The sequence below is a fragment of the Crateriforma conspicua genome (assembly GCF_007752935.1).
GTDB classification, from domain to species: Bacteria; Planctomycetota; Planctomycetia; order Pirellulales; family Pirellulaceae; genus Crateriforma; species Crateriforma conspicua.
This window is the reverse complement of the sequence record NZ_CP036319.1, coordinates 6,410,909-6,433,170: the sequence shown is the minus strand read 5'-3', so window position 1 is coordinate 6,433,170 and position 22,262 is coordinate 6,410,909. Positions and strand designations below refer to the sequence as shown.

Genomic DNA, 22,262 nt, shown 5'->3' with positions numbered 1-22,262 from the left:
GATCAAGACAGGCCCAGCACGTCGAACATGCTGTACAGGCCGGGCTGGCGATCCTTCAAAAACTTGGCGGCGGTCAGCGCACCCGATGCGTAACAGTCGCGGTTGCTGGCACCGACGTTGAGCTCGATTTTTTCGCCCAGCATTCCGAACACAATGGTGTGTTCACCGGGATTGTCGCCGACGCGAATGGCGTGGTAACCGATTTCGTTTCGCGATCGCTGACCGGTTTCACCTTCTCGGCCATGAACGTGGCGAATGTCGTCGCCCAGTTGCTGGGCGATCAGTTCGCCGAATCGCAGGGCGGTGCCGCTGGGCGCATCGGCTTTGTAGCGGTGGTGACGTTCCAGGATTTCGACATCCATACCGCCGGGAACATCCTTCAATGTGGCGGCCACCTGTTGGGCCAATTTCATGGTCAAGTTAACGGCCAACGACATGCTGGGCGCCCAAACGATCGGCAGCGATTTGGCTGCTTCGGCCAATTGATTCTTTTGCTCGGTCGACAGCCCGGTGGTGGCCATGACCAGCGGGATCTTGGCTGCGATGCAATTGGCGATCACGCCGTCGACGGCCGAGGGCAATGAAAAATCGATCACGGCATCGGCGAACCCGGGCCACTGGCTGGCGACGGGAACGTCCACCGCGGGGATGCCGGCAAGCAGGCCGGCATCGTGACCGAGGTCGCTGCAGTCAGCGTGTTCGATGGCGGCGACAATTTCGAAATTGGGATCTTGTGCGGCAAGGGCGACAACACGGCGGCCCATGCGGCCGGCAGCGCCATGGACGGCGACTCGGATCGGTTCAGTCATATGCGTCGAAAGAATCGTTTACGAATGAGGGAATATTGACTTGGTGCATGCCGGGGCAATCAGGCATCGCTGTGACGAAGGGCTTTGTCGCTGATGTCTTTGCGGCACCAAGCGCCTTGCCAGCGAATGTGTTTGACCGCGGTGTAGGCTTGCAGTTTCGCTTTGCTGATCGAATCACCGACCGCGGTCACGCCCAAGACACGTCCACCGGTGTTGACGACTTGGCCGTCGGCGACGTCGGTGCCGGCGTGGAAGACTTTCACGTCTTCCAGTTCAGCGGCCTGTTCCAGACCGGATATAGGACGCCCTTTTTCATAGTCGCCCGGATAGCCTTCGCTGGCCATGACGACGCAGATGCTCGGACGCGGGTCCCACTTCAGATCCTCGATTTCACCCAGCCGTCCGTCCACGGCGGCTTCGATCACGTCGACCAAGTCACTTTGCAAACGCATCAACAGCGGCTGGCATTCCGGATCGCCGAAACGGACATTGAATTCCAAGACTTTGGGGCCGGCCGGCGTCAGCATCAATCCGGCATAAAGCACGCCTTTGAAAGGACGTCGGGCACGCTTCATCGCGTGAACGATCGGCACCAACACATCCGATTCGACTTTGGCCATCAATGCTTCGTCAACGATCGGGGTAGGGCAGTACGCGCCCATGCCGCCGGTGTTCGGACCGGTGTCGCCGTCGTGTGCCGGCTTGTGGTCTTGGGCGGCCGGCAGGGTGACGATGGTTTCCCCGTCGGTGATCGCTAGCACGCTGGCTTCTTGGCCGGTCAAACGTTCCTCGATGATCAACTCTTTACCCGCTTCACCGAATTCGCGTCGGCCGGCGATTCGATCGATGGCCTCCAGAGCTTCGTCGCGGGTGCTGCAAACGATGACGCCTTTGCCGGCGGCCAAGCCGTCCGCTTTGACAACGACACTGACCGAATCACCGGGTTCGCTGTAGCGATCTTTGATGTAACGCGTTGCGTCGCCGGCATCGCGAAACGTTCGATAGTCCGCGGTTGGGATGTCGGCCGAGTGCAGCAAGTTTTTGCAGAAGACTTTGCTGCCTTCCAATTCGGCAGCCGCGGCCGACGGACCGAACACGCGCAAGCCGGCGTCGTTCATTTGGTCGACAATGCCGGCGACCAGGGGAGCTTCGGGGCCGACGACGGTCAGGTCGATGGATTCTGATTTCGCGAAGTCGATCAACGCGGGAATGTCCGTGGCCCCGATCGGGACGTTGACCGCGTCGATGGCTGTTCCCGCGTTGCCGGGGGCGACGTAAACGGTTTCGACTCGGGGGCTTTGACCGATCTTCCAAGCCAAAGCGTGTTCACGGCCACCGCCGCCGACGACCAATACTTTCATTTGACTGATTGAATTTCTTTTCTGGGGGTGGACCGAAGGGTGTCGATCATGGCCCGGTTCTGGCCGGTGAAATGGACAGCCATCACCGGTGAGGCGTGAGCCTCCCGAACGCAAAAAACGGCGCACGCGGCGGATCGGCGAAATACCGATGCCTGGGCCGACGAATCGGGCAGCTTAACCGTTCCCCGCCTGGTCGAACACGCCGCCGCTTTTGAAGCGTACCTGGAAACGAGGGGTCGAACCGGGGCTTTCCATTGGGGGGCAGCAGGGGGTGCATGTGAAGCTTTCAAGAGAATGCTGGACAAACGGCCTTTATGGCGTATAATCGACCGCTCCAGCCGACAGGCGACTTCCTAAGTCCCGCAAACTCGTCCACGGCCCGGTTCGTGGATCCCGCCCGATTTGCGGTCTGGTCGCCAGTCACCCCACTCTTTTTTCTGATCAAGGCAGTCCCCGCCGGAGCTTGTTTGCCGGCGGGACTGCTTTTTTTGATTCGCTGTTTTCCACCGCAGCGATTGCTTGGTGGACTTGGGCGTGTTGCATGACCGTCACATCCACCCGACGGCATTTATATTGCTGTCATCCGCAGGGGCTGATCGGTTCGCGTGGGCCTGGCCAGAGCATGGGCGGAAAAGCATCACCGCGGAGATCGGCCGCCGTACATCACCCTTGATTGAACATTATCGATTAACGTGTCGTGTCCTGGCCACGTTCAGTGCCCGTCCGGATTGACGAAACGACACCTTCCAATGACCCAACCGTTTTTCCCGTCAGTGGAGAATTCAGCTTTGAAGATCGCGACATCCTTTTGCCTGCCCGCGTTGCTTGCCGCAGCCGCCTGTCTGTCGAACGTCAGTGCCCTCAGGGCCGAAACCGGGACCCTGCGGATGCAATTGGTCTATGGCGGTGACCCGGTCAAACCGGCGCCGATCGACGTCAACAAGGACGTCCAGTTCTGTGGCAAACACGGACTGACCAATGAGGCGCTGATCGTCAATCCGACCAACAAAGGCATCAAGAACGCGGTGGTGTACGTGTACACCGGTCGTGGGACTCCCGATTTGCCGGAAACCGAGCCCGCAGGTGCGAATCACGTGTTGGCCAACGAAAACTGCCGTTTCGAACCTCGGTACATCATTGCGCAAACCGGCGACGAATTGACGGTCACCAACCCCGATCCGGTCGGCCACAACGCGAACTTGAACTTCCTGCGTAACGATCCCCAGAACTTCACCATCCCGACCGGCCAAGAGAAGTCGGTGGATTTGGTCGAAGCCGAACCGGCACCGATTCCCGTCGAATGCAACATCCACCCTTGGATGAAGGCCTATGTGGTTGTCTTGGAGCATCCGTTCGCTGCGGTCAGCGATGAAGACGGAATGATCGAAATCGAAGGCTTGCCGGCCGGCGAAGAACTGACGTTCCGCATCTTTCACGAAGCGGGCCGAATCGATGAAGTCACGATCGATGGCAAGTCCGAATCATGGCGTCGTTCGCGATTCGAAGTCGAAATCGAACCCGGCATGAACGACATGGGCACCGTGACGGTCCCGGCCGACGCACTGTCGGGCGAGTGATTCGCAGCGGCAATTTTTGAACCGAAGCCGCCGGTTTTCCGCGGCATGCGACGATACGCGGCGTTTGCAAAGACGCCGCTTGGCGGTTCAATGGGTGATCCCAACCCTGCGAAATTCTTCTGCCTTTCCCGCCATGACGTTTCGTTATTCTCGTCGCCCGATCTTGATCTGTTTAGCCGCCGCTTTGTCGGTCGCGGCTTGGGTCGGTTGCGAAAAGACGGTCGACCAGTTCGATCCCAATCTTCTGTACGCGTTGTCGCTGGAAAAAACGCGGGACATCCCCGCAGATGTCGCGGCCGAACATGTTCAATCGGTGATCACCGAATTGTTCGGGACGCCGCTGGAACCACGCTGGCCGTCGGATTGGCTGGACGATGAACAATCGTCGATTCTTCGCGATGTGGACAACCTGGAACTGGCGATCGGCAAAATCAGCAGCGACCAGGCCGACCAGCACCGCGGGCTGTATCGCGAACATTGTGTGATTTGTCACGGCGTGTCGGGCAGCGGCAATGGGCCCGCATCGCTGTATCAGAATCCCTATCCACGCGATTTTCGGCGTGGTGTTTTCAAATGGAAATCGACCGAGCGGCGGTCCAAGCCGACGCGCGAGGATCTGCTGGATTTGTTGAAGCGAGGTATCCCCGGGACGTCGATGCCGTCCTACCGAATTCTCAGTCTTGAGCAACGGCAAACGCTGGTCGACTACACGATTTACCTGTCGGTTCGCGGGGAGACGGAACGTGAATTGATGGCCGTCGCGGTGGACGAATTGGGGTACGAAGACACGCCGCCGGAGGACGATCTGAATCTGGCGATGGTCTTTGAAAGCGAAGGCGGACGTGGCACCGAAGCGGCCGATGTCATCGCCGACGTTCTGGATGACGTCGTCGGCCAATGGCGGGACGCGTCCGACGAAGTGGTCGATGTGCCCCAAGTGCCACAGGACTTGTTGCAGGTGGGCGCCGCGGACGCGAAGAAATTCCAGTGGTCCGACGAAGCGGTGGCGATGGGACGCGATGTTTACGAAGGCGTCTATGCCAACTGTGTGGGCTGTCACGGCAAAGGCGGACGTGCGGACGTGCCGACCCTGGACTATGACGATTGGACAAAAGAATACACGTCGCGGATCGGCATCAGTCCCGACGATACCCAGGCGTTGGCGCCGGTGCGTGCACTGGGAGCCTTGCCACCGCGTCCGGTGCTGCCACGCCGGTTGTCCGACGGCGTTTATCGCGGGGCCGGGACGCCCGAAGCTATCTATCGAATCATTTCGCAAGGGATCGCCGGTTCCCCGATGCCGGCGGTCATGATTTCCGAACAGGGCGATGGCACGTCGCTGAGCCCGCGTCAAATCTGGGCACTGGTCGCATACGTCCAGTCGCTGGGACAGGGGGCGGCACCGGCCGATACGGCCGCCGCGTCGGATCCCGGGGGCGATAAAATGGGGCCGCTGGCATGGAACGCGGGTGCACCGCATGAATCGAATGCGGTGCCATCGGGTATCGCGAATTCGTCCGTTGATATCCCACCGGCCGGCTGAACCTGAATTGACCGCCTGTTGACGGCGGCGGCGGATTGAGAATCCTGACGATCTGAAAGGGTCCCCAAGATTGTTTGTCCGCAACGAGCCGAATTGACTGGCGACGGAGATCACCAATTGAGCCGAGACAATTACCGCACCGTGGGCGCACTGTTGGGTTTGGCCCTGGGCATCGGTTTGATGTTCCTGTTAGGCCAAGACGGCTTGGTCGCCGGAGCGATTTTCGGAGCCGGCGGCTGTGTGCTGGGAGGCATCACGGGCGAAATTTTTTTTGACCGACGAAAAACTTAACGACGCGAAACGGTGTCGACGGCGAAACGGGCGGTGGGACGTCCGAAGGCGTCGATTCCGCCGGATCGCTTTGCACCGACGACTTTGTTGAAACGATGACCGACAGCCTGAAACAAACCGATCCCGTTGAATCCACCCGGATCGTCCGGCGATTGGCTTGGCTGTTGATCGCTTTGGCCTGGCCGTTGATTTGGATCGGCGGATTGGTCACCACCTACGACGCCGGTATGTCGGTACCGGATTGGCCGGGGACCTACGGCTACAACCTGTTTCTTTATCCGCTTTCGACTTGGCTGTCGGGGCCTTTCGACATCATGGTCGAACACGGGCACCGGTTGCTGGGCAGTGTGGTGGGATTGGTGGCGATCGCGTTGTTGTGGGCCGCTTGGCGGAAAGAAGACCGCTTTTGGTTCGTCATGTTGTGCTTCGCCATTTTGATCGCCGTAATCGCACAGGGAGTCTTGGGCGGTTTGCGGGTTGTGATGAGCGACCAGGTTTTGGCGATGATTCACGGCTGTGTCGGCCCGGCCTTTTTTGCGTTGGCGGCCGCCGCGGTTGTCGGCAGCAGCCGGTGGTGGCGTCGCCAAGCGAGCGGCGAAATCAGTGAGGCAGAGCAAACACGACGGCCCGGACGGTTGACGGTGGCGGCTGCCGGGGTGTTGGCGGTGGCCAGCTATGGCCAACTTGTCTTGGGGGCGATGTTGCGTCACGCCCAGCCGGGGGCTTCGCCGGACGGGTTTGCCGCCCTGGCGGTCGCCCACATGTTGATCGCCTTGGGAATTTTGGTTTTCGCGGCCCTGCTTTGGCCTCTGATTAGGGGGTGCGGCGATTTGACGCTCTCGCGTCTGGCGTCGGCTTTGGTAATCTTTGTCGCACTGCAGATCGTTTTGGGCTTAGGCACCTGGGTCGTTAACTACGGTTTTCCGTCGTTCCTACGATGGATGCCGGGAGCCGATGGGTTTCTGGTTCGCGCCAAAGGGTTCGTTGAATCCTGGATTGTGACCGGGCACGTGGCCATCGGGTCGTTGATTTTGGCCCTGGCCGTATCGTTGTCGTTGATGGTCTTGCGTTGCCGGCACGCCGAGGCGGCGGTTTCGGATCGTGGCGTGGCCGTGCCGGTCGATGCGACGAAGCCGCAGACGTCGGTCGCCGCGGCCGTCTGATGCCTTTGACGCGGATTTGCGGTAAACACCCTGGCGGGTTGGGCCGGCCCATGGCCGATGTCTCGCCCGTTCATCCAGTCTGTCGATCATCTGTGGCCATCGACGCCGGTTCACCCTCCTTACCGACGAACAAGCCCTTGTCCAACGCGATGCTGATTGCCGAAACCGCCAAGTCGGCGGATCCGTCATCTTGGTCGGCCGAATCGGAGCAGCCTCTGCAGCCCGGCGGTCTGGGCCACGCGGTGCCCTCGTCCGTGGACCCGGCCGACTGTCGGGACGCTGCAGTGCCTCGTCGTCAATCGGACGCGGGTTTTTGGTCGGACGTCTTAGTTCTTTCCAAGCCTCGGATCGTGACCATGATTCTGGTGACCACGGTCGCGACAGCGATGATCGGTGCGGCTTTGCGTCCCGAGGGAACCGGCGGTTTGTCGGTGGTCGCAATGCTGTGGCTGTTGATCGGGACCGGCGGTGTTGCCGCCAGTGCCGGTGCGGCCAACCAAATTTGGGAACGGGTAATCGACCGCCGCATGGTCCGCACGTCCGGTCGGCCGTTGCCCGCCGGTCGGATGTCGGCGGCTGCCGCGATCGGCTGGGCCCTGTTCTGGGGCCTGGGCGGTACCGTCCTGTTGTGGGCGATGTTCGGCGCGGCGCCGGCCATCGTGGGGATCGCAACGTGGGCGTTGTACGTGTTGGTTTACACGCCAATGAAAACGCGGACCGCATGGAACACGACCGTGGGCGCCGTTGCCGGAGCGTTGCCCGTGTTGATGGGGTTCACGGCCGCGGGGGGACGCTTGGCGGATCCGACGCCATGGTTGCTGTTCGGCGTTTTGGCGGCCTGGCAATACCCGCACTTCATGTCGATCGCTTGGCTGTATCGTCGTCAGTACAAGGAGGCGGGATTCTGTATGACGACCGGATCCGACCCGACGGGCCGTTCGGCTGCGATCCAAAGTTTGATCGGGACGTTGGCCATCGCCGGTTGTGGATTGGTCTTGTGTCTGCAGGGCGGTCTGGTGTGGTGGAATATCGCCGGGGCGCTGGCTGTTTTGGCAGCGTGCTGGCCGCTTTGGAAAGCGTCCTGTCGATTTGCCGCATGTCCGGCCGACGACATCAGCCGCACAATGTTGCGGTCATCCTTGCTGACCTTGCCCGCCGTTTTGCTGGTCACCACCGTGTGCATACTGGCGTCGGCCTGAACCTTGATGGCAACGACGTCGCAAAGCCGGCGTCGCCTGTCACGACCGATCGTCGCGAAAGCATGCACGGCCGGTATGTCGCTTGTGCGGAACAGCGGGTGTTGCATCCGCCGGTGATCGATAAATCGCCAACGCGATCCATCCACAGCAAAACACGCGGCGGAAGATCGATAGCGGAATTCATTCATCAGGTCAGCAATCATGAATCCTTCGAATCGGACAAAGCGAACATGAAAGTTGCACTGAACATCGTCTTTATTTTGGCTGCCGGTTTGATTGCCGGCCTGGTCCTTCGCGCTTCGCGTCAAAACGCCCCGAATGAAGTTCCCGAAGGTGCGGTCGTCTTCACCAATGACCAACCGTTGGATGTGGACGCGACACGCAACGACGAACCAAGCAAGCCGCCGGAAGACGAAGCTTGGCTTAGCCGGTTTGAACTGATCGAACGCAGCGGCCGGAAAGTCAGCAGCGAAGACCTGAAGGGGCGGCCGTATGTGGTCAGCTTTTTCTACAGCACGTGTCCCAGCATTTGTGTCAGCCAAAATCAAAAGCTGCGCGAATTGCAGGACGAATTCGAAGGGCAGGGCGTGCGTTTTGTTGCCATCAGCGTCGACCCCGAAACTGATACACCGGAAGTTTTGCGTGAATACGCCACCCGGTTCGGTGCCGACAAAGACCAGTGGTTGTTCATGACCGGGGACTTGGATTACATCCGCCGTGTGGGCGCGGAGATCTTTCGCCAGCCGGTCGACAAACAGTTCCATACCGAACGATTTGCCCTGGTCGATGCCGCTGGGGAAATCGAAGGTTTCTACAGTTGGCCAGAACCGCGGCAGATGGACAAGTTAAAAGAAAGCATTCGTGGAATGCTGGACGATCAGACCTAAGGATCCGCCAAGTATGTCGTGGGAATTTTTAGCGGCCAATTTGCCCCATGTGACCGCAGCGTTGAATCTTTGTGCCATCGGGTTGTTGGTCGCCGGGCTGGTCAAAATCAAACAGAAACAGTGGCGGAAGCATCGCAATTTGATGATCGCCGCCGTGGTGGTCAGCGGACTCTTTTTGGCCGCGTATCTGCTGCATAAAGTCGCTCTTCAGGTCACCACGGGTGAACCGAATAAGAAGTTTCCGGCCGATGCGCCGCCGGCCGCACGCATCGCTTACTTTGCGATCCTGATTCCACACCTGTTGTTGGCGATGGCCGTTCCGGTGCTGGCACTGCGTGCGGTTTACCTGGCTTACAAGCGTCGCATCGTGGCGCACAAACGTCTGGTTCGCTACGCCTATCCCATTTGGATGTATGTGTCGGTGACCGGCGTGTTGGTTTACCTGATGCTGTATCAGTGGTTCCCCGCCTAGCGGCCGGTTGGTTGCAGTGGGTTGAAATGCTGAATCAATGCCTGGCATCGTTGGCGATTGATAGCCTATGCCTAAACCCCACGCCGTCCACTGAATGCGATGATGGCGCATGAAGAACGCCGAGATTCCGGAATTGGAAATCTCGGCGTTGCGATCGATGGTTGACCACGATCCGTCGCGCGGCGTTGGTGCGATGGGAATTACATATCGACCCAGGCACCGTTTTCTTGATTGCTGCGGACGGCGGCATCGATGAACTGCATGCCAATCAATCCGTCATAGACGTTGGCGTACTTGCTGCCGTCGCAATCGAATGGTTTGCCATCGTTGTACGCGCGGACGTCTTGTTCGAAACAGCGGTGCAAACGCGCGAACGCGTCGTGGAATGCTTCGGGGTGACCGGCGGGAATGTTCGGCTCGGCCATCAAGTCTTCCGGCAGGTCGCCCAAGAAGCCATCGTTGGCGGTCACGCTGGCGCGGAAGTAGGTGCGGTCCGGTTGACCGGGCAGGCAGATCGTCAGTTCTTCGGGGAATTCTTGTCGCCAAGAAAGCGTTCCCTTGGATCCGTTGACTTCAATGCCCAGGTCGTTCTTGTGACCGATCGCGATCTGGGTCGCACGAACAAGCGCCTTGCCGCCGTTGGACAGTTCGCAATAGGTCGTGAAGTGATCGTCCAAAACGCGGCCCTGAACGAACGTTTCCAAGTTGGCCTGGACTCGGGTGACATCCAGACCGGTGACGTAACGCAGTTGCATCAGAGCGTGGGTTCCGATGTCGCCGCCGCACAGGCTGGCACCGGACTTCTTGGGGTCCACACGCCATTCGGCCTGGACCGAACCGGTGTCTTCGGTGCGTTCGGCCAACCAGCCCTGCAGGTAACGCGAATCCACGAAGCGGACGTCGCCGATCAAGCCGCTGGTGACGATGAAGCGTGCGAAACGGCTGGTCCAGTGACCCAGGTAAGTGTGCGAAACACAGAACGGGACCTTGTGTTCTTCGACGGCCGCGACCAGCTGTTTGGCTTCGTCCAAATTCAGCGTCAACGGCTTTTCGCAAAAGACCGGGATGCCGGCTTTGACGCACTTGATGGCGGGATCAAAGTGGACATGGTTCGGCGTGACGATCAGGGCATAATCGATCCGTTCGCCGACCGGCTTCTTGGACTCTTCTTCGATCATCTGGTCGTAACTTTCGTATCCGACCAGCGGGTATTCCCAAGCTTCCGCTTCCTGTTTGGCCACCTTGGGATCGGGGTGCAGTGCAGCACAGGTCACCCGGCGGGTTCCGTCAAAGTGAATCGAACGCTGGTGAGGCTGGACGATAAAGGCGCCGCCACCGCCGCCGATCATTCCAACATTCAATGGCCGTTGAGACATTAGGTTGCTCTCTCTTGAAGAAAGGGAAAAGTTCGGTTGGGGAACCATACCGCGGGTCAAGGACCGATTCTCTAGCATGCGGCCATCGACCGCTGGCGTTCACCGCCGCCTTGTGCAACGGTATCGCGGCTCGTAGGGCATGTTTTATGCCCCCGGCAGGGCGTTCACAAGTTGGGGCCCCGCCGGGTTCGGATGATACAAATCGTCACGTGCTACAATCCGCTGGCCCTGATTCGTGTTCTGTTTCGGCGTCCCGCTCGTTTCCCACCCATCGACGATCCTGCCATGCAGGCTTTGTACCTAGACGACGGTCGAATCACCGCCATCGATGACCACCAGGTGGACCCGGGGCAGGGGGAAGTGGTCGTTGACGTCATCCAGGCGGGGATCTGCGAAACCGATCTTCAGCTTCGGGCCGGGTACATGGGGTTTCGCGGCGTGCCCGGTCATGAGTTTGTCGGGCTGGCCCGCGAGGGTTCCTTTGCCGGTCGTCGCGTGGTAGGAGAAATCAATTGCAGTTGCCACCAATGCCCGACCTGTCGGGCGGGCCGGCCGACACATTGTCCCCACCGATCGGTCTTGGGCATCTTGAACCATGACGGCGCGTTCGCGGAACAGGTTTGTGTGCCGGAGCGAAATCTGCATTTGGTTCCCGATGATGTCAGCGACGACCGTGCCACGCTGGTCGAACCGCTGGCGGCCGCTTTTCAAATTCCGGCTCAGGTCGATTTGTCCGGCGCTCCGCAGTGTGTCGTGATCGGCGATGGCCGCTTGGCCTATCTGTGTGCGCAAGTCTTGCGTCATCACGGCTGTCATGTGACGGTGGTGGGAAAGCATGCGCCGAAGCGGCAACGTTTTGAATCATTGGGAATCGAAACCTGCGACCGGGACGATGTTCCCGAGACGCGTGATGTCGACTTGGCCGTTGAATGCTGTGGCAGCCCGACCGGCATCGACACAGCGATGAAATGGCTGCGGCCTCGCGGAACGTTGGTGCTAAAGACAACCGTGGCGGCACCTCATGCCGCGTCACTGGCTCCGCTGGTGATTGATGAAATCACGGTTGTGGGCAGTCGGTGTGGGCCGTTTGAACCGGCCATCGAAGCGATGCGTCACGATGCAATCGAAGTCGATTCGATGATCACCGCACGGTATCGCCTGGATCAGTGCCAAGACGCTTTTGACGTCGCCGCCGATGGAAAACACATGAAAGTGGTGCTTTCGATTGCGGCCGGCGGCGGGAACATCGATTGATTCGTATACCGTCAATGGTTGCGGCGAATCGATCACTGGTCGGTTGGTCGATCAGCCGACGATGAAGTACACCGCGATGGCCAGCAGGCTGGTCGTGACCAAAGCCTCGGTCCAGCGGCTGGAAAAGTGACGGCTGGCTTTGGCGCCGACCACGATTCCGATCACCGCTGCGGGGGCCAGCCAGCAAGCCTGGGTCAGAGCTTCGCGATCAATCAGGTTTCGCACCACCATCCCGCCGACTTTGTACATCGCGACGACCAACAGGTAAAAGTTCATGAACGCTTTGAATCGTTCTGCTGGCCAGCCTTGTTTCAATCCGAATGCGGCCATCGGCGGACCTGCAATGCTGACCGCTCCGGCCAGAAAGCCGCCCAGTCCGCCGGCGATGAAACAGGGCCAGGTGGTCGCTGCTTCCGCGGGGACGATTCCCGGTCCGTCCGTGTCGCTGTCGGTTTTCCGGTGCCGGTTGCGGTAATTCATCAGGACCATCAGCAGGATTGCCAGTCCCGTCACACGCACCAACCACCCCATCGGCATCATTTCAAACAGCACTAGACCGACGGGAAGAAAAACGATCGCGCCGATAACGGCCGGACGAATGTCTCGCCAATTCAACCCACGCCGAAACGACCACGCGGCCATCAGAATGACCGGAACACTTGCGGTCGAAACGACGATGTGTGATTGACGCACATCCACGATCAATGGCAACAAGGACAGCGACACGATTCCAAATCCGAAACCGATCGCGCTGTGGGCGAATCCTGCGATCGCGGCCACGGTCGCAATCAGAATCATCGTGGTGGTGTCATCCATGGTCGGTTTAGTCTTCGATCAAATCACGTTGTCGGGTCTCGGGCAACGTTAACATGATTAGAATTCCGACAATGAACAATGATGACAAAACCGTCACCGCGGTCGGCAGTGAGATCGTGTCCAGGTCTTTCAGCCAACCGCTTAACAGCAAAACCGGAACAGCCATCAGGCGGCCACCATTGAAACAAAAGCTTGCACCGGTGGCGCGAATCCGGGTCGGGAACAATTCCGGGAAATAGATCGCAAAACCGCTGTGCATCCCCAGTGTCAAGAATCCGAAGATGGGCATCAAGACGATCAGCTGCCAATAGGTTTGCGGGACAAAACAGGTGATCGGCACGATCAATAGCGCCAACGCTTGAAACGCAATGAAGGTCGGTTTACGTCCGAACTTGGCACACAGCGGACCGAACGACAACAATCCCAGGCCGCCACCGGCCGCTTGAACGATCCCATAGGCGAACTTGGCTCGGCTGCCCGCGGTGTCTTCGTCCACACCGTTGGACAACAACAATTCACGCATCAAGTCCTGGCCGGCAACCGTTACCGCCCAGAATGTTCCCAGTCCCACCGCAGCCAACAACATTCCACGGATTGCGACTGAGCCCCATCGAGGATCCAGCAATAGCGTATTGAAGCTGCCAAGTTGATTCGCGTGTTCGGAATTCTTCTGGGCCCGCCAGCGCTCGGGCTCTTTAACACTGGCCCGAACCCAAACGATCAACAGCGCGGGTAGAACGCCCAGTAAGTATGCATAACGCCAATGAACTCCCACCAACATGGCCGCGAGTGCGGCCAGCCAAGTGCCAAGGATACTGCTGGCGTGGAAGATTCCTGATGCCTGGGCGCGGGCACGTTTGGGAAACACTTCGCTGACCAGGCTGGCGGCGACCGCCCATTCGCCACCGATCCCCAGGGCGACCAAGAAACGCAACACGCCAACGGTGTAGATGTCGTTGGCAAAGTACGTCAGCCCGCTGAACAGGGAATACATCAGGATCGTCACGATCATGATCGGGCTGCGGCCGTATCGATCGGCCAGCGAACCGAACAGCAATCCGCCAATGGTTCCGCCCGCCAGAAAGATCGCCAGGAAGGCGTCGCCCCAAAACTGTCGCCCAGCCTCGGGGTTTTCCAGCAGATCGCCCAACAGGTCGTTTCGGGTCAGATTGAAAATCTGGCCTTCGTAAACGTCGAAAACCCAGCCCGCACAAGCAATCGCCAGCACCAACCATTGGTATCGCGTCACGCCGCGGTACCACGGACCGGTGTCGGTTTCCGGTGTATCGGGGGCAACGCCGCTCACGCGGTCACCAGCGACTGAGTCTGCATTTCAGCCAGCGAAGCGACGACCTTTCGCGTTCCCACGAATGATCGCCGGGCGTGCATCGCCACACGATTATCCAACAAGACGACATCGCCTTGTTGCCAAGCGTGGTCGTACGCCAGTTCATCGGACAGTTCGATCGCGACGGCAACGGCGTCGGCATCCAGCGGTGATCCATCGCCAAAACGAATGGCTTTGGATGGATCATTGCGGGCGTCTTTCCACCCGCAATATGCCGCGATCAATTGATTGAAGAACGTCTTGCGTCCTGGGGACACTTCCATCACCGCGGGCAACGGTGGTGTGACGGCTTTCAAGCATCCGTCGTCCTGCCAGAGAAAGCTGTAACCGAGCGTCCGCAATCGTGCTTCTGCATCGTCCCGCGTTTCGACGCCCAAGGTTTTTTGCCAACTGCGTCCCATTCCCGATGTCGGGTCATCGCTGCCGGGCATGACGTTGGTGTATTGCAGACCGTGACGTTCGCACGCGGCACAAAAGTCGGGACAACGTTGTTGCAGCTTTTCGTACAGCACGTCGCTGCGGCACAGTGGCGTTGCACCACCTTGTTCGGCCGCGATTTCGCAATAGAAGAAAATGTATTGAGGGTACAGCGGCGTTTGTGCCATCTCGTGATGGAAGAAGATCTGCACCTCCGGCGGTGCTTCGTTGGCTGAAAACACTCGCTCAGTTCGGTTGATCCGAACGGCGTTGGACAGCGAACGTTCGTACGGAAAGTTTTCAACCTCCAAGGCGCGAATGACTTGATCAAACGATTCGACCGTGTCAGTGGGGAATCCGCGTAATGCGACGGCACCGTGACGGGTGCACTGCAGCAACAGCGATTCGCGGTTTTCGCCGACCCAAGCGACCGTGTCGTTCAAATCCATCGCGGGATTTTCTGGGCCGTACGCGATCGGGAAACGTGTGTCGTCCCAGGTTTGCTGTGTGTCGAGTTCCAACAGCTTGCAGTCATTCATCGGTGGCATCGATGACGGCTCCCTTGCAAAGCGAGAGAAAGGCGGGTGGGGCAATTCGTGATCGCGAATCTGCTGCGACCAGGTGGGGCCCGCAGTCTAACACGTCGCAGAGCCGGTCGTGCCAAGCGGAACTTTTTGGGTTGGTTGACCCAACGGGCGGCCTGGTCGGCGTTACGATTTTGGAAACGGCGTTGCCATGCACGCTTCGTGTGGACGTAACGTCGACGATCCATCAAAAGAAACTCAGGATCCCGTGGTGACGATGATGAAAGGCCGAATGTCGACGCGTCGTGTATTCCTTGCTCGATCGATTGCCGCGATCGGCGCGACGACCGTCGCGTACCCAAGCGATCACGCGTTGGGGACGCAAGACAAGAATGATCGTCCCCGTGTGGCGGTTGTCGGCGTGGGGTATCAGCCGGATGCCGGTAACGGCAAGCCACGCCGTGGACGTGGAATCGCAATCGCACTGCAAGCTCAAAAACACGCGGATTTGGTGGCCGTGTGTGATGTCGACGGAGTGGCCCGTGATGCGGTCACCGGTTGGGTCGGAAAACAGCGTCCCGAGACGATCGCCGACTATCGACGCATCATCGACCGTGACGACATCGACGCCGTATTGATCGGAACGCCCGACCACTGGCATGTCAAAATTGCGGTCGAAGCATTGCGAAGCGGTAAAGACGTCTACTGCGAAAAACCAGTGACGGTGACGATTGATGAAGGCAAGTTGCTGCGAAAGGTCATTGACGAAACGGGGCAAGTGTTCCAAGTCGGCACTCAGCAACGCAGCGAATACGAATCAAGATTTCTGACCGCCATTGCAATGGTTCGCGACGGACGAATCGGTAAAGTGCGACGTGTTCAGTGTGGGATCGGTTCGGGACGTCGCGGCGGTCCTTTTGCCACAGAACCGGTGCCACCAAAGTTGGACTGGAATGCATGGCAGGGGCCTGCACCGGTGGCCAAGTACATTCAACAACGGTGCCACCGAACGTTTCGGTTTTGGTACGAATATGCCGGAGGTCAAATCTCCGATTGGGGAGCGCATCATGTGGACATCGCCCAGTGGGCGATCGGTCATGAAGGTGGCGGACCGGTATCAATTCGCGGAACGGCCGACTGGAACCAGACGCTGGATTCGCGTGGCATGCCCAGTCGCGACGACACCTACAGTACGCCGGTGGATTATTCGGTGACCGCCGAATTCGATGACGGTATAGAAATGGTGATCGATAGTTCGCGAAACGGAATCACGTTCGAAGGCCAGTCCGGGCGTTTTTTTGTGAACCGCGGCACACTGGAAGGGATTCCGGTGGATCAGTTGGCCGACAAACCCATCGCCGAATCGTCGTTAAGGTCCTTATACGGTGGAAGCTTGCCGACGACTCACATGGCCAACTTCTTTGATTGCATGCGGACACGCCGGCAACCGATCAGCGATTTTTCATCGCACCATCGAACGCTGACGACCTGTCATTTGGCCAACTTGACACTTCGATTGGACCGTCCGATTCGCTGGGATGCGGAATCCGAGCGGGTGATCGGCGACGACATTGCAAACCAATTGATGACCCGAGAGTATCGACAAGGATTTGAAATCCAATGAGTGCAGAGAACCAAGACGCATCCGTGAAATTCGGATTGGTCGGCTTCGGCGCGTGGGGCCAACACCATGCCGACGCCATCACCAAATGTGGTCAAGCATCGCTGGCCGCCATCGCCACGCACAGCGAAGCATCGGCCAAGGCGGCACAGGCGGCTTACCCGGATGCTTGGGTCACGACCGATTTTCGCGAATTGGCATCTCGAGAGGATTTGGATGTTGTCGATGTGGTTGTTCCCAGCGACTTGCATTTGGACGTGGCGACGGCTGTTTTGGAATCCGGCAAACACCTGTTGTTGGAAAAGCCGATGGGGCTGGATGTGTTGCAGTGCACGTCGATGATCGAATTGGCCGAAAGCCGAGATCGCTTGCTATGCGTCGGGCATGAATTACGTCTGTCGTCGATGTGGGGCGAAGTCAAATCGATGATCGACGAAGGCTTTATCGGCCAGCCCCGTTACTGCTTGGTGGAACTGTCACGCAATCCGTATCGGCAGGGCAGTGGTGGTTGGCGGTATGACATCAATCGTGTCGGCAACTGGATCTTGGAAGAACCCATCCACTTTTTTGATTTGGCACGTTGGTACCTACAATCCGCCGGCGATCCGCAGACGATCTACGCGAATGCCAGTTCGCGGCAAGTCGATCATCCCGAACTGCAGGATAACTTCAGCGCGATCATGCGATTTGACGGCGGCCCGTATGCCGTGGTCAGTCAAACGTTGGCCGCTTTTGAACATCACCAAACCGTCAAAGTTACCGGGACCAAGGGCGCGCTGTGGGCGTCTTGGAGCGGCGCGATGGACCGCACCCGTCACCCGACGTTTCAGTTGCGAGCCTTTGACGGCAATGAGGTGTTCACGGTTCCGATCGACAAGCCGACCGGTGAATTGTTCGAATTGGAAGACCAGATCGAACGGGTGTGTCAGGCCATCGTCCAAGACAAGCCGCTGCATTGCACCGGGATCGACGGACGTTGGTCGGTTGCCATGTGCCAGGCGGCGGCCGAATCGGTTGAAACGGGAGCTCCGGCGAAGGTTCAAGTAAGTTGCGATTGACGTAAGTTGCGATTGGCACCGACCGATGGGGATCCGTCAGGACGTCGGTTCCGCGCCGTCACCCTGCGACGTTCGTTCGACTTCACCACTGCGTGTCGCCCGCGAATCGTCGACCGTGATGTCACCCGGCGTCAGGTGCGGCGCCGCGTCGATGGCATCAGCGTCCATCAGGCTGGCGATGCGTTGCAGTGTCGCCAGCATCTGTGTTTGTTCCCAGGGTTCTAGTCCCGACAGTGCTTCGCGGAAACGGTCCTGCAGCAACGATGGGGAAGCCGCCAATAGATCCTGGCCCGTGGTGGTGGGCGTGATCAATACCGATCGTCGATCGGATTGACTGGGCTGGCGAGCAACCAGTTGCCTTTTTTCCAAACGCTGGACGATCCCCGTCACGGTGGCCTGGCTCAGGTGGACCTGTTTCGCCACCGCGCTGGGCGATATCGGCGCGTGCCCGGTGATCACTTGCAACACGGCCAGTTGCGGTCCGGTCAGTCCGTGTCCGCCGACAAGGTGCCGTGAATGCAAGTCGACGGCACGGATGATCTTTCGAATCGAAGCGACGATCTGGTTTTCCAGGCTCAGCGGATCCGCGGGCGTTGGTGGCGGACGATGGGGGGCACCCTCGTTGCCGGCCGTTGGGTCGGCCGCAACGGGCGGGGAAGATTGTGGCTGTGAAGACAAGGCACGCGGTACGGGGCTCGGTGGGCTGATCGATTGGCGACGTCATGGCCAAATGGAATTGTAAATTGCAAAACCCCCGAAGCGATGCGTCAACGGCGCGTGGAGCCTGATCTGAACGACAAATATCGCCGGTCAACCGAAAGGGCGTTGTACCTTTCGAGCCGTATCCTTTAGGCTGCTGTTGCTTTGAGTCGAAAGTTTTGAGATCAAAATACTTTGCAGTGGCGATTGGGCCCGCTTGGGTTTCCAAGACATCCGAGCCGCTGCCCGGCCGTTTGCCTGTTCACAGCTGAGGGAGAGTGCCTGTGCCGTCTGATACCGAAAATTCCTTATTGGATTACCATCCCCAACAATACGGTGACGATCCGACCTCCATTCGCGACACCAACAAGTACACCGACGAATACGTCCGGGGGTTTGTCGAGAAGTGGGACGAGCTGATCGATTGGGATCAGCGGATGGAATCGGAGGGTAATTTTTTCATCGAGGAACTGCGTAAACGCGGCGTCCGGAAGGTCCTGGATGTGGCCACCGGCACCGGTTTTCACTCGGTTCGGCTGATCGAAGCCGGTTTTGAGGTCGTCAGTGCCGACGGCAGCCCCTACATGCTGGCCAAAGCGTTCGAAAACGGCCGCCGGCGGGGCCACGTGCTGCGAACCATCCAGGCCGATTGGCGATGGTTGAACCGTGACGTGACCGGGCGATTTGATGCCGTGATCTGTTTGGGAAATTCGTTCACGCACCTGTTTTCGGATCGCGACCGTCGCAAGGCCTTGGCGGAATTTTACTCGGCCCTGAAGCACGACGGCGTGCTGGTGATCGACCAGCGGAACTATGACTCCATCCTGGATCATGGTTTCGATTCAAAGCATCAGTACTACTATTGTGGCGATCAAGTTTCGGCCCGACCCGAACACATGGACGAAGGTTTGGCCCGTTTTTGCTACCAGTTCCCTGACGGATCGACGTACCACCTGAATATGTTCCCCCTGCGAAAGCAGTACACGATCGACCTGATGCGGCAGGTCGGGTTCCAGCGTGTGGACACCTACGGGGATTTCCAGGAGACGTATCACGAAGCAGACCCTGATTTCTTTGTTCACGTGGCGGAAAAGTGTTACCACAGCTTGTTGCCCAAGGATCAGAGGGCACCGGCCGACGCGGGCCACATCGACTACGACGACGAAGACGTCACCGACGCCGGTGGTGAAGGAGTTCAACGATGAGCGGTACCACCTACGGCCAGACGACCGAAACGGCACGCCAGTATTACAACAGCGACGACGCGGACGCGTTTTACGCACAGGTTTGGGGTGGCGAAGACATCCACGTCGGCTTGTACGAAAGCGAAGACGACCCGATCCGCACCGCCAGTCGACGGACGGTGGAAGCGATGGCGGATCGCATCGGTCCGCTGGATGAATCGTCGGTCGTTTTGGATATCGGTTGTGGCTACGGCGGCGCCGCACGCTACTTGGCCAAGCGATTCGGCTGTCGAGTGATCGGGCTGAATTTGAGCGAAGCCGAAAATCGTCGGCACCGCGAAATGAATGCCGAGGCGGGGTTACAGGATCGCATCGAAGTCATCGACGGAAGCTTTGAAGCGATTCCGCTGGACGATGCCAGTGTGGACGTCGTCTGGTCGCAAGACGCCATCTTGCACAGCGGTGATCGCGTCAAGGTTTTGCAGGAGGTCGATCGAGTGCTCCGGTGCAACGGTCGGTTTGTGATGACCGATCCGATGCAATCCGATGGCTGTCCCGAAGGAGTATTGGATCCGATTTTGTCGCGGATTCATTTGACGGATCTTGGGTCACCCGGGTTTTATCAGCGGACCGCCGAAAGCCTTGGCTGGAACGACCTGGGGTTTCAGCCCATGACCGAGCAGTTGGCGCGTCACTACGCACGGGTGCTTGCCACTACGGAGGCGGAAGGAGAACGCTTGAAGGAGTCCATTTCGCCCGACTATCTGACGCGAATGAAAGCGGGTCTGCGGCACTGGATTGACGGCGGCAAAGCGGGCCATCTGGCCTGGGGCATCTTTCTGTTTCAAAAACCAGTCTCATCCTGAAGCACCGCCCCGTGAATCCCATTGGCGATGACAACAAAACGGTCGCCGGATCGAACGACCCGGCGACCGATCTTGCGATAAACACCCCGACCAAGTCTTGGAAACAACTGTTCCGCGTGCATCCGGTTGTATTTCCGGTCGCGGCAACGGTGATCCTGGGGATGGTGTTGTCGGCGGTCGTTCTGCCCGAACTATGGTCGGTCGACCGATTGACCCGGGTACGGGATTCCATTGGCCAGCATTTTGGCTGGTTTTACGTCGGCATCATGAACGCGTCGCTGGCGTTTTCGTTGTTTTTGGCTTTCGGCCCCTACGGCAAGATTCGGTTGGGCCGTCCCGACGAGCAGCCGGAATTCGGTTTGGCAGCTTGGTTTTCGATGCTATTCAGCGCCGGGATGGGCATCGGGCTGCTTTTCTACAGTGTTGCCGAGCCGATTTCGCATTATCTGCAGACTCCTCCCGGCTTTCCCGCCGACGCTTCGGCATCACGAGTTGCGATGGCGACGACGATCTTTCATTGGGGGATTCATCCGTGGGCGTTGTACTGCGCCGTCGGATTGTCGTTGGCCTACTACTCGTTTCGGCATCAGCAACCGCTCAGTTTCCGATCACTGCTTTCGCCGATTTTCGGTAAGCGGGTGGATGGATTGCTGGGCGATGCGATCGATGTCGCCACGATCGTCGCCACGATGATCGGAGTGGCCACGTCGTTGGGTGTCGGGGCACGTCAGGTCAACGCCGGTTTGGCCTTCCTTTTCAATTGGAACAACAGTCCGCTTGTTCAGACGATTCTGATCGCGGCGATCACTTTGGTCGCCACGGTGTCGGTGTGCTTGGGGCTGAATACCGGTATCCGGCGATTGAGCGAAGGGAACATGTCGCTTGCCCTTGTGCTGTTGCTGGCGGTTATTGCCGGAGTCGGTGTTTCCCGTTACCTGGCTGGTTTCTTGGATAACATCGGTGCGTATCTGCAGATGTTGCCGACCCATGCGTTTCGAACGGGCGTGCTGGATGACGATGGCGTTCAATGGTTGAACGATTGGACCGTGTTTTACTGGGCTTGGTGGATCGCATGGTCGCCGTTTGTGGGCATGTTCATCGCACGGGTTTCTCGCGGTCGAACGATTCGCGAATTTGTCATCGGGACGTTGCTGGTTCCCACGTTGGTCGGCATCGCTTGGCTGACGGCGTTCGGTAACGCGGCGTTGCAACAGCATGCCGAAGTCCAGAAAGAGCGAGTCATCGCCCAGCAGAGCGACGACATCCCGCTTCCGTCCACGCCGACTTATGAAGTCGCCGTGCTGGACGACGAAGGTCAGCCTGAGTTGGGCGAAGACGGCACGTTTGTCGCACAGACGAAACCGTTGACGGCGGTGGAGTATCTGAATTCGACGATCGTCACGGCGGATCACACGGGGCAAATCGCCACGTTGCCCACGGTGTTGTTCGTGATGCTGGACGGAATGTTTTCGTCGGCTTGGATCACCACACTGTCCGTGGGGATCGCGACCATTTGCATTGTCTTGTTTTTCGTCACGTCGTCAGATTCGGCATCCATGGTGATCGACATCATCGCGTCGGGTGGCGACTTGGATCCGCCCATCGGGACCCGCCTGTTCTGGGCGATCTCCGAAGGCTTGGTGGCAGCGTCGCTGTTGGCTGTCGGTGGCTTGAAGGCGTTTCAGGCCGTTTCGATCGCGGCCGCCTTGCCCATGGCGGTCATCATCCTGCTTGCGGGGGTCGGATTGTTGCTCTCGTTGCGGCGTGATTCGACCGGCTGAGCCGTCATGCCGTTTC

20 protein-coding genes are annotated in these 22,262 nt (G+C 58.9%); 13 read left to right on the top strand and 7 right to left on the bottom strand.

Annotation, left to right across the window (positions count from 1 at the left end):
- Positions 1 to 2: 2 nt before the first annotated feature.
- The gene (gene dapB / locus Mal65_RS23530) at positions 3 to 809 is read right to left on the bottom strand and encodes a 4-hydroxy-tetrahydrodipicolinate reductase (RefSeq protein WP_145303428.1); all 807 of its coding nucleotides are present in this window, start codon (positions 807 to 809) and stop codon (positions 3 to 5) included.
- A 59-nt stretch (positions 810 to 868) separates the two neighbouring features.
- Positions 869 to 2,179 (bottom strand): phosphoribosylamine--glycine ligase, encoded by a 1,311-nt coding sequence (purD, locus tag Mal65_RS23525; protein ID WP_145305152.1) that lies wholly within the window; start codon positions 2,177 to 2,179, stop codon positions 869 to 871.
- 740 nt (positions 2,180 to 2,919) lie between these two features.
- Here purD and Mal65_RS23520 point away from each other — a divergent pair.
- The 7 genes from Mal65_RS23520 to Mal65_RS23495 all read left to right on the top strand — a co-directional run bounded on the left by Mal65_RS23520 (position 2,920) and on the right by Mal65_RS23495 (position 9,302).
- A complete protein-coding gene (locus tag Mal65_RS23520; protein ID WP_196784400.1) occupies positions 2,920 to 3,747 on the top strand; it encodes a cupredoxin domain-containing protein in 828 nt (275 codons plus the stop codon).
- Positions 3,748 to 3,880: 133 nt separating this feature from the next.
- Positions 3,881 to 5,290, top strand: a complete 1,410-nt coding sequence (locus Mal65_RS23515) for a cytochrome c (RefSeq protein ID WP_145303427.1) — start codon at positions 3,881 to 3,883, stop codon at positions 5,288 to 5,290.
- Positions 5,291 to 5,407: 117 nt separating this feature from the next.
- Entirely contained in the window at positions 5,408 to 5,581 is a 174-nt protein-coding gene (locus Mal65_RS26710; RefSeq protein ID WP_165701490.1) for a hypothetical protein, read from the top strand.
- A 95-nt stretch (positions 5,582 to 5,676) separates the two neighbouring features.
- Positions 5,677 to 6,744 (top strand): COX15/CtaA family protein, encoded by a 1,068-nt coding sequence (locus Mal65_RS23510; protein WP_145303424.1) that lies wholly within the window; start codon positions 5,677 to 5,679, stop codon positions 6,742 to 6,744.
- A 137-nt stretch (positions 6,745 to 6,881) separates the two neighbouring features.
- The gene (locus Mal65_RS23505; RefSeq protein ID WP_196784399.1) at positions 6,882 to 7,943 is read left to right on the top strand and encodes a protoheme IX farnesyltransferase; all 1,062 of its coding nucleotides are present in this window, start codon (positions 6,882 to 6,884) and stop codon (positions 7,941 to 7,943) included.
- Positions 7,922 to 8,830, top strand: coding sequence for an SCO family protein (locus tag Mal65_RS23500; protein ID WP_196784398.1), 909 nt, complete (start codon positions 7,922 to 7,924; stop codon positions 8,828 to 8,830). The genes Mal65_RS23505 and Mal65_RS23500 overlap by 22 nt, the downstream gene beginning before the upstream one ends.
- 13 nt (positions 8,831 to 8,843) lie before the next feature.
- Entirely contained in the window at positions 8,844 to 9,302 is a 459-nt protein-coding gene (locus Mal65_RS23495; protein ID WP_145303421.1) for a DUF420 domain-containing protein, read from the top strand.
- A 200-nt stretch (positions 9,303 to 9,502) separates the two neighbouring features.
- On the opposite strand, the gene Mal65_RS23490 is transcribed toward Mal65_RS23495, so the two are convergent.
- A complete protein-coding gene (locus tag Mal65_RS23490) occupies positions 9,503 to 10,678 on the bottom strand; it encodes a Gfo/Idh/MocA family protein (protein ID WP_145303418.1) in 1,176 nt (391 codons plus the stop codon).
- Between the two features lie 285 nt (positions 10,679 to 10,963).
- Here Mal65_RS23490 and Mal65_RS23485 point away from each other — a divergent pair, with 285 nt between their 5' ends.
- A complete protein-coding gene (locus Mal65_RS23485) occupies positions 10,964 to 11,932 on the top strand; it encodes an MDR/zinc-dependent alcohol dehydrogenase-like family protein (protein WP_165701489.1) in 969 nt (322 codons plus the stop codon).
- 51 nt (positions 11,933 to 11,983) lie between these two features.
- Here Mal65_RS23485 and Mal65_RS23480 read toward each other — a convergent pair whose 3' ends face one another.
- The 3 genes from Mal65_RS23480 to Mal65_RS23470 are packed head-to-tail and all read right to left on the bottom strand — an operon-like array spanning position 11,984 to position 15,052.
- Positions 11,984 to 12,748: a sulfite exporter TauE/SafE family protein gene (locus tag Mal65_RS23480; RefSeq protein ID WP_145303413.1), complete on the bottom strand. Its 765-nt coding sequence runs from the start codon at positions 12,746 to 12,748 to the stop codon at positions 11,984 to 11,986.
- A gap of 7 nt (positions 12,749 to 12,755) precedes the next feature.
- Positions 12,756 to 14,054, bottom strand: a complete 1,299-nt coding sequence (locus Mal65_RS23475; RefSeq protein WP_145303410.1) for an MFS transporter — start codon at positions 14,052 to 14,054, stop codon at positions 12,756 to 12,758.
- Positions 14,051 to 15,052, bottom strand: a complete 1,002-nt coding sequence (locus Mal65_RS23470) for a TauD/TfdA family dioxygenase (RefSeq protein ID WP_231131230.1) — start codon at positions 15,050 to 15,052, stop codon at positions 14,051 to 14,053. The genes Mal65_RS23475 and Mal65_RS23470 overlap by 4 nt, the downstream gene beginning before the upstream one ends.
- 196 nt (positions 15,053 to 15,248) lie before the next feature.
- Here Mal65_RS23470 and Mal65_RS23465 point away from each other — a divergent pair, with 196 nt between their 5' ends.
- Together Mal65_RS23465 and Mal65_RS23460 are read left to right on the top strand one after the other, a co-directional pair.
- Positions 15,249 to 16,661: a Gfo/Idh/MocA family protein gene (locus Mal65_RS23465; protein WP_196784397.1), complete on the top strand. Its 1,413-nt coding sequence runs from the start codon at positions 15,249 to 15,251 to the stop codon at positions 16,659 to 16,661.
- A complete protein-coding gene (locus tag Mal65_RS23460; RefSeq protein ID WP_145303405.1) occupies positions 16,658 to 17,716 on the top strand; it encodes a Gfo/Idh/MocA family protein in 1,059 nt (352 codons plus the stop codon). Before Mal65_RS23465 ends, Mal65_RS23460 begins: the two co-directional genes overlap by 4 nt.
- A gap of 36 nt (positions 17,717 to 17,752) precedes the next feature.
- Here the strand turns inward: Mal65_RS23460 and Mal65_RS23455 are convergent, their stop codons facing one another.
- Entirely contained in the window at positions 17,753 to 18,394 is a 642-nt protein-coding gene (locus Mal65_RS23455; protein WP_145303402.1) for a MarR family winged helix-turn-helix transcriptional regulator, read from the bottom strand.
- Between the two features lie 305 nt (positions 18,395 to 18,699).
- Between Mal65_RS23455 and Mal65_RS23450 the strand changes: the two genes are divergently transcribed.
- Genes Mal65_RS23450 through Mal65_RS23440 form a run of 3 tightly spaced genes read left to right on the top strand, consistent with a single transcriptional unit; the run spans position 18,700 to position 22,246 of the window.
- Positions 18,700 to 19,620, top strand: a complete 921-nt coding sequence (locus Mal65_RS23450) for a glycine/sarcosine N-methyltransferase (RefSeq protein ID WP_145303400.1) — start codon at positions 18,700 to 18,702, stop codon at positions 19,618 to 19,620.
- Complete coding sequence (locus Mal65_RS23445) at positions 19,617 to 20,465, top strand: methyltransferase domain-containing protein (protein ID WP_145303398.1); 849 nt, start codon at positions 19,617 to 19,619, stop codon at positions 20,463 to 20,465. The genes Mal65_RS23450 and Mal65_RS23445 overlap by 4 nt, the downstream gene beginning before the upstream one ends.
- Positions 20,466 to 20,476: 11 nt before the next feature.
- Positions 20,477 to 22,246, top strand: coding sequence for a BCCT family transporter (locus Mal65_RS23440; RefSeq protein WP_145303397.1), 1,770 nt, complete (start codon positions 20,477 to 20,479; stop codon positions 22,244 to 22,246).
- Positions 22,247 to 22,262: the final 16 nt, after the last annotated feature.